Origin of the sequence: Vibrio sinaloensis DSM 21326, assembly GCF_000189275.1 — a bacterium.
GTDB lineage: Bacteria > Pseudomonadota > Gammaproteobacteria > Enterobacterales > Vibrionaceae > Vibrio > Vibrio sinaloensis.
Genome location: NZ_AEVT01000058.1, coordinates 225,560 through 233,220 on the forward strand (window position 1 = coordinate 225,560; position 7,661 = coordinate 233,220).

General features: G+C 46.6%; 4 protein-coding genes and 1 pseudogene. 3 read left to right on the top strand and 2 right to left on the bottom strand.

Annotation, left to right across the window (positions count from 1 at the left end; translation table 11 throughout):
* The first annotated feature begins 299 nt into the window (after positions 1-299).
* Together RH45_RS09865 and RH45_RS09870 are read left to right on the top strand one after the other, a co-directional pair.
* Positions 300-2,084, top strand: coding sequence for a sodium:solute symporter family protein (locus tag RH45_RS09865; RefSeq protein WP_008076639.1), 1,785 nt, complete (start codon positions 300-302; stop codon positions 2,082-2,084).
* A 79-nt stretch (positions 2,085-2,163) separates the two neighbouring features.
* The gene (locus RH45_RS09870; protein ID WP_008076640.1) at positions 2,164-3,777 is read left to right on the top strand and encodes a polysaccharide lyase 6 family protein; all 1,614 of its coding nucleotides are present in this window, start codon (positions 2,164-2,166) and stop codon (positions 3,775-3,777) included.
* A gap of 71 nt (positions 3,778-3,848) precedes the next feature.
* Here RH45_RS09870 and pheT read toward each other — a convergent pair whose 3' ends face one another.
* A complete protein-coding gene (gene pheT / locus RH45_RS09875; RefSeq protein ID WP_008076643.1) occupies positions 3,849-6,254 on the bottom strand; it encodes a phenylalanine--tRNA ligase subunit beta in 2,406 nt (801 codons plus the stop codon).
* A gap of 18 nt (positions 6,255-6,272) precedes the next feature.
* On the bottom strand, positions 6,273-7,256 hold the full coding sequence (pheS, locus tag RH45_RS09880) for a phenylalanine--tRNA ligase subunit alpha (RefSeq protein WP_005470855.1): 984 nt from the start codon (positions 7,254-7,256) through the stop codon (positions 6,273-6,275).
* A 216-nt stretch (positions 7,257-7,472) separates the two neighbouring features.
* Between pheS and RH45_RS09885 the strand changes: the two are divergent.
* Positions 7,473-7,661: pseudogene (locus RH45_RS09885) on the top strand (GNAT family N-acetyltransferase); the annotation flags it as partial.

Here is a 7,661-nt window from a genome sequence, read left to right on the forward strand (position 1 = left end):
CACAGTAAAGCATACAAGCAGCACCATCATTTCCTGTAATATTTCCCCTTCGATCTCGTTCACCATATTGATACTTTCTACGTAAAACTCCCCAAAATAAAAACTAAAGATGCTTTTTTGAACAAACTTGGTGCAATGCATCACCAGTTTGGCAATTTTAGATATTGATCACTTGTATGATTATTAATATCCCATCAACTGAAACACTCGTCACGATTTTGAGTTATTGTACTACAAATAAGGATATTGATAGTTACTATGGACTCGAAGACATAACAAAACTATCAAAAGGTCTAAAGATGGAACTCAATACCCTTATTGTAGGCATCTACTTCCTATTTCTTATCGCAATAGGTTGGATGTTCAGAACGTTTACCAGTACAACCAGTGACTATTTCAGAGGCGGCGGTAGCATGCTTTGGTGGATGGTTGGCGCAACCGCTTTTATGACCCAGTTTAGCGCCTGGACCTTCACTGGGGCAGCGGGTAAAGCGTATGCCGATGGTTTCGCTGTTGCCGTGATTTTCTTAGCCAATGCTTTTGGCTACCTCATGAACTACCTCTACTTTGCTCCTAAATTCCGCCAACTGCGCGTCGTGACGGTTATTGAAGCGATTCGAATGCGTTTTGGTAAATTCAACGAACAGGTATTTACCTGGTCTGGTATGCCAAACAGTGTTATCTCTGCCGGTATTTGGCTAAATGGCCTTGCTATTATTGCATCAGGCATCTTTGGCTTTGATATGACAACGACCATTATTATCACAGGCCTTGTGGTGTTGGTGATGTCGGTTACCGGCGGCTCGTGGGCAGTTATCGCTTCTGACTTTATGCAGATGGTCATCATCATGGCAGTAACAGTAACGTGTGCCGTGGTAGCCATTATTCAAGGTGGTGGCGTTGGTGAGATCGTTAATAATTTCCCAGTACAAGAGGGCGCCTCATTTGTTTCAGGTAACAACCTTAACTACCTAAGCATTTTCGGTATCTGGGCGTTCTTTATCTTCTTCAAGCAGTTCAGCATCACCAACAACATGCTTAACTCATACCGTTACCTAGCGGCAAAAGACTCGAAAAATGCCAAGAAAGCCGCTCTGCTCGCTTGTGTACTGATGACAATGGGTCCACTGATCTGGTTTATGCCATCATGGTTCATTGCAGGTCAAGGTGTTGACCTAGCCGCTCAGTACCCAGATGCGGGATCTAAAGCGGGAGATTTTGCTTACCTTTATTTTGTTCAAGAGTACATGCCTGCAGGTATGGTCGGTCTACTGATTGCAGCGATGTTCGCAGCCACCATGTCATCAATGGATTCTGGCCTTAACCGTAACTCTGGTATCTTTGTTAAGAACTTCTACGAACCAATCCTACGTCCAAATGCAACTGAAAAAGAGCTAGTGGTGGTCTCTAAACTGACGTCTACTTTCTTCGGTATTTCAATCATCCTGGTTGCACTGTTTATCAACTCGTTGAAAGGTCTAAGCCTATTTGACACCATGATGTACGTTGGTGCTCTCATTGGTTTCCCTATGACCATTCCGGCATTCTGTGGCTTCTTTATTAAGAAAACACCAGATTGGGCTGGCTGGGGAACTCTCGTGGTCGGTGGTATCGTCTCTTACTTTGTCGGCTTCGTTATTACACCAGAAATGGTACAGAACTGGTTCAACCTAGAACCGTTAACAGGCCGCGAATGGTCGGATCTAAAAGTCGCTATTGGTCTAATCGGTCACCTAATCTTTACTGGTGGATTCTTCCTACTATCAACCTTGTTCTACAAGCCATTGTCGGAAGAGCGTCAGAAGAACGTAGATAAATTCTTTGAAAACCTAGCAACTCCATTGGTCGCTGAATCTACAGAGCAGAAGAAGCTGGATAACAAACAGCGTCGTATGTTGGGTTCACTCATCTCTGTCGCGGGTGTCGGCGTCATGGCGATGTTCCTACTGCCAAACCCACTATGGGGACGCATGATCTTCGTGCTATGTGGTGCCATTGTCCTCGCTGTCGGCTTGCTGCTAGTCAAAGCGGTCGATGAGAGTGTCGAAGAAAAGAATAACAACAAAGAGGTCGTTCAAAACTAACCTCGCCTACCCTACGCGGCTGTTCACGCAGCCGTCTTTTTTATTTGTGATTTCCACTGTCAATAATAAGAACTCCATTATGAATAAAAACCTTATATCTAGCGTTATCGCTGCTTCCTTATCCGTTGTTGCCCTTTCTGGATGTTCAACGGCTTTTTCACCCCAAGAGCCTGCTCTTATTCAAGCGACTGAGGTTCAAGCCAGTGATATTACTCGTGACTACCTACTAGCAACCGACCGTCTGAGCACTGTGTCTGGCGAGAACCTCAAAGTGTTCGATGATGATGCTGTCCAAGCGCTAAAGAGCGAATTAGAGAACGCACAAGATGGCACTACAATCACCATCCCAAGCGGTAAGTACAGTAACTTGGGCGTCGTTGAAGTCAGTGCAAACAACATCACGATACAAGCAGAGCAAGCCGGAGCGGTTTGGTTAACAGGCCTAGTGCAACTAAAACTGACGGGAGACGACATTACCCTAGACAGCTTAGTTTTTACTGAAGGCGGCCCTGCCGAGCGTTTTGGCGGAGTCAGAATGATGGGCAATCGCAACGTTCTGTCTAATTCTACTTTCTACTACTTTAACCATGATTACGAGTACCTACCGGATGAGCGTCGTGCTGAGTACCCTAAATACCTTTGGGTTTCGCTATGGGGGAAAGATGGCAAAGTGCTCAACAATCGCTTTGAAGGCAAGCAAAAGCGTGGCACTTTGATTGGTGTGCAAAAGGATGACACGCCAGACAATCACCTTATCGCAAACAACATCTTCCTTGATCAAAAGCCGAACCAATTTAATGAGTTCGATATTAAAGAAGCGATCCGTTACAACGGCAACAGTTGGGAAGCGATTCGAATTGGTGATTCAAAGTCTTCTCAATGGGAGTCCAATTCTAAGTTCACCAACAACCTGATGATTGATATGGATGGTGAACGTGAGCTTATCTCAATTAAATCAGGTGGCAACGAGATCTCTGGCAACACCATATTTGAAAGTGCGTCGCTGATTTCGCTTCGTCACGGTAAAGCGAATACTGTCAGTGACAACGTCATTCTGGGTAACGAAAAACTGCTGACAGGCGGTATGCGTATTTATGATGAAGACCACGTGATTGAGAATAACTACATCACTGGCACGCGCGGTCGAGATGGTAAGATCGAAGGAAACGCGGATCTCCGTGGCGGCATCGTTATCAACACGGGTATTATTGATGTGGCAAACGGCGAGACGCTAGACCAATCTGTAAAAGGAAAAGAACTCAACAAGCAATGGACACCTAAGAACATCACCATTCGTAACAATACCCTTGTCGATACAGAATGGGGAATTGTCTACGGCAACCAGACGCACCGTGTGAGCTTATTTGACAACAGCGAAGTAGAAACCATCTACACAGGCGTCGATATCAAGTTCGATCATAATATCGTCGATAACACCCAGTCGCCTGAATTTGTCAGTGTTCGCGCTACAGCTGACCACCCACTGGTTGACCCAAGTTATGGCAATGACACTTATCTAGGAACCGTCACGCACTCGGAGCAAATCGACAACTACAGTGCAGAATTGCCGCGGTTTGAGCAATTCGGAGCTTTCACTCAATATCAGGATGTCGGTGCTGACGTCTCTCGCCTCTCGGTGATTACGGCCAATACCGCAGGCCCTGATTATGAGCTAACCGGTACCGTTCAGTAATACCAATCGAAATCCGCAACAAAAAGGCCTCGCAATGCGAGGCCTTTAATTTTCTCTCTAATCAGAAGTGATTAGTCGCGTAGCGATGCACCAAACTTCTCAGATACGTGAGCAACGATTGCGTCAACCGCACCAGCGATGTCTGCATCTTCAAGCGTACGCTCTACAGATTGTAGTGTTAGCGCGATAGCTAGGCTCTTCTTACCTTCTTCAACGCCTTTACCAACGTAAACATCGAATAGTTTCGCATCTTTTAGGAACTCACCACCTTGCTCTAGACATGCTGCAACGATGTCGCCAGAAGCTACTGCTTCATCAACAACTACCGCGATGTCACGACGGTTTGATGGGAACTTAGAAAGCTGTACAGCTTCAGGAATCACTTTAGTGTTGATTGCAGACCATTCTACTTCGAATACGATAGTACGGCCGTTTAGACCAAACTTACGCTCTAGTTCTGGGTGAACAGTACCAATCACACCTACCTGCTTACCATCAACGATGATAGCTGCAGATTGACCTGGGTGAAGCGCTGGGTTCGCTGCTTTGTCTTCAACAGAAAGCGCTGCGAAAGAGTAAGCTGCTTCGTTAGCTGTTAGCTCAAGAACCGCTTCTAGATCGCCTTTCAGGTCAAAGAAATCAACCGTGTTGGTTTCGATGTCCCAGTGCTCTTCGCTGCGAGTACCTGCGATAACGCCTGCAAGCATAGGCTCTTGGCGCATGCCGTTTTCAGCAGACTCACATGGGATGAAGCGTAGGCCGTATTCGAATAGACGAACGCGCGGCTGTTGACGTTTCTGGTTGTGAACCACAGTATTTAGTAGACCTTGGATTAGGCCTAGACGCATTGCTGACATATCCGCAGAGATTGGGAATGGCAGAATTAGCGGCTCAACACCTGGAACAACAAGCTTTTGCTGCTCTGGCTCAACGAAGCTGTAAGTGATCGCTTCTTGGTAACCACGGTCAACAAGTAGGTTACGAACGCGTTTTAGCGGAATGTTCGCTTCAACGTGGTCGTGCATCTTAAGTGCTGCCGCTGGGTTTTGGTTAGGGATGTTATCGTAGCCGTAGATACGACCTACTTCTTCAATTAGGTCTTGCTCGATTGCGATATCAAAACGCCATGTCGGTGCTGTTGCTGTCCAACCTGCGTCTGTAGTCTCTACAGTTAGGCCAAGACGCTCTAGGATTTCAACCACATCGCTATCAGCAATGTGGTGACCTAGTAGGCTGTCTAGCTTAGTGCGACGTAGTGATACTGTGTTTGCTTTTGGTAGGTCAGCTTCTGACTCTACTGCAACAACAGGGGCTACTTCACCGCCACAGATCTCAACTAGAAGTTCTGTTGCACGCTCCATTGCGCTTGTTTGCAGTGCGAAATCCACACCACGCTCAAAACGCATTGAAGAATCAGTGTGTAGACCGTAGCTACGTGCGCGGCCACGGATGTGATCTGGTGCGAAGAACGCACACTCAAGTAGCACGTCTTTAGTTTCAGTCGTTACGCCAGACTCTTCACCACCAAAGATACCTGCGATAGCAAGGGCTTTGTTGTGGTCTGCGACAACTAAAGTATCAGCGTTTAGCTCAGCTTCGTTACCGTCTAGTAGAGTTAGCTTCTCGCCCTGCTCTGCCATACGAACCACGATACCACCTTCAATCTTGGCAAGATCGAATGCGTGCATTGGCTGGCCTTGCTCTAGAAGAACAAAGTTAGTGATGTCTACAACTGGGTCGATAGAGCGAATACCACAACGGCGCAGTTTCTCTTGCATCCAAAGTGGTGTTTCAGCTTGAACGTTTACGTTCTTAACCACACGGCCAAGGTAACGTGGACATGCTGCAGTCGCTTTCACTTCGATAGAAACTGTGTCGTCGATAGCTGGTGCTACTGCGTTTACTGCAGGCTCAGTTACGTCAGAACGGTTTAGAACGCCAACTTCACGCGCCATACCACGGATGCTGAAACAGTCAGCGCGGTTAGCCGTTAGGTCTACGTCTACTGTTACGTCGTCAAGACCTAGGAATTCGCGGAAGTCAGTACCGATTGCAGCGTCTTCTGCTAGCTCCATGATGCCATCAGATTCAACGTCGATACCTAGTTCAGAGAATGAACACAGCATGCCGTGTGATGGTTGACCACGTAGTTTTGCTTTTTTGATTTTGAAATCACCTGGTAGAACAGCACCAACAGTCGCTACAGCAACTTTGATACCTAGACGGCAGTTAGATGCGCCACAAACGATGTCTAGAAGTTCTTCAGCGCCAACATCTACTTTAGTTACGCGTAGTTTGTCAGCGTCTGGGTGTTGACCACACTCAACCACTTTACCTACTTTAACGCCAGTGAAAGAACCAGCAACAGGTAGTACGTCGTCTACTTCTAGACCCGCCATTGTGATTTGGTGTGTAAGTTCGTCAGTCGATACCGCAGGGTTTACCCACTCACGAAGCCAAGATTCGCTAAATTTCATAGTGATGTATCCCCTGGATTACTTGAACTGTTTTAGGAAACGAAGGTCGTTCTCGAAGAACGCACGAAGATCGTTTACGCCGTAACGAAGCATAGTTAGACGCTCAACGCCCATACCAAATGCAAAGCCAGAGTACTTCTCAGGGTCGATGCCTACGCTGCGAAGTACATTAGGGTGAACCATGCCACAACCTAGAACTTCAAGCCATTTACCGTTCTTACCTTTCACGTCTACTTCTGCTGAAGGCTCTGTGAACGGGAAGTAAGAAGGACGGAAACGCACTTCTACTTCTTCTTCAAAGAAGTTGCATAGGAAGTCATGCAGAATGCCTTTTAGCTGCGCGAAGTTTACGTTTTCGTCTACTAGCATGCCTTCCACTTGGTGGAACATTGGCGTGTGCGTTTGGTCGTAGTCGTTACGGTAAACACGGCCCGGTGCGATGAAGCGGAATGGTGGTTTACCATTTTCCATCGTACGGATCTGAACGCCAGACGTGTGCGTACGTAGCATTAGATCTGGGTTAAAGAAGAACGTGTCGTGGTCAGTACGCGCTGGGTGATCTTCTGCGATGTTTAGTGCATCAAAGTTATGGAATGCATCTTCAATCTCAGGACCAGACTCAGTGTTAAAGCCTAGCTCACCAAAGAACTGTTCAATACGCTCAACAGTACGAGTCACAGGGTGTAGACCACCGTTCTCGATACGACGACCCGGTAGAGTCACGTCGATTGTTTCTGCTGCAAGCTTCGCTTCTAGCTCTGCACGTTGTAGTGCCTCTTTACGAGCTGCGATCGCTTGTTGAACAACGCCTTTCGCTTTGTTGATCTCTTGACCAGCTTCACGGCGCTCTTCTGGTGGTAGTTTACCTAGGCTTTGAAGTTGAGCCGTTAGCTCACCTTTTTTACCTAGATACTGAACACGCACTTCATCAAGTGCGACTAACGAATCTGCGGCTTCAATTGCTGCGTTCGCGTTAGCAATGATCTCTTCTAGATGTTGCATCGTTTCCTCATCTACCTTTTGGTAGTATCCATAAGGTTTCCCGGAAGGGAATTTCGGTATTTTCAAGTAGTTTTACATAGTAACGAATGACAAGGTCAAATCCAAACTGAAATCACCTTATTTACCGCCTTTGGGTAAAAAATCATCTCAACACTTGATAAAAGTGTTTTTAACACCCACTAAAACTCTATCGGTGATAGATAAAAAGGATAAACGATGAACGTTGTGATTCAGCCAATTACCGCAGAACAAGACCCTGATATCTGCCGAATTATCCAAGCGGTTGGTGCGGAATACGGGGCGGTGGGTGAAGGATTTGGGCCATCTGACCCAGAGGTTCAAGCTATGAGCCAATACTACACACAAGAGAACAAAAGCCTTTATTTAGTCGCACGTTTAAACGGC

Coding starts and splice junctions, on each gene's coding strand:
- pheS (WP_005470855.1), bottom strand. CDS start 7,256: ATGCAACATCTAGAAGAGATCATTGCTAACGCGAACGCAGCAATTGAA.
- pheT (WP_008076643.1), bottom strand. CDS start 6,254: ATGAAATTTAGCGAATCTTGGCTTCGTGAGTGGGTAAACCCTGCGGTA.
- RH45_RS09870 (WP_008076640.1), top strand. CDS start 2,164: ATGAATAAAAACCTTATATCTAGCGTTATCGCTGCTTCCTTATCCGTT.
- RH45_RS09865 (WP_008076639.1), top strand. CDS start 300: ATGGAACTCAATACCCTTATTGTAGGCATCTACTTCCTATTTCTTATC.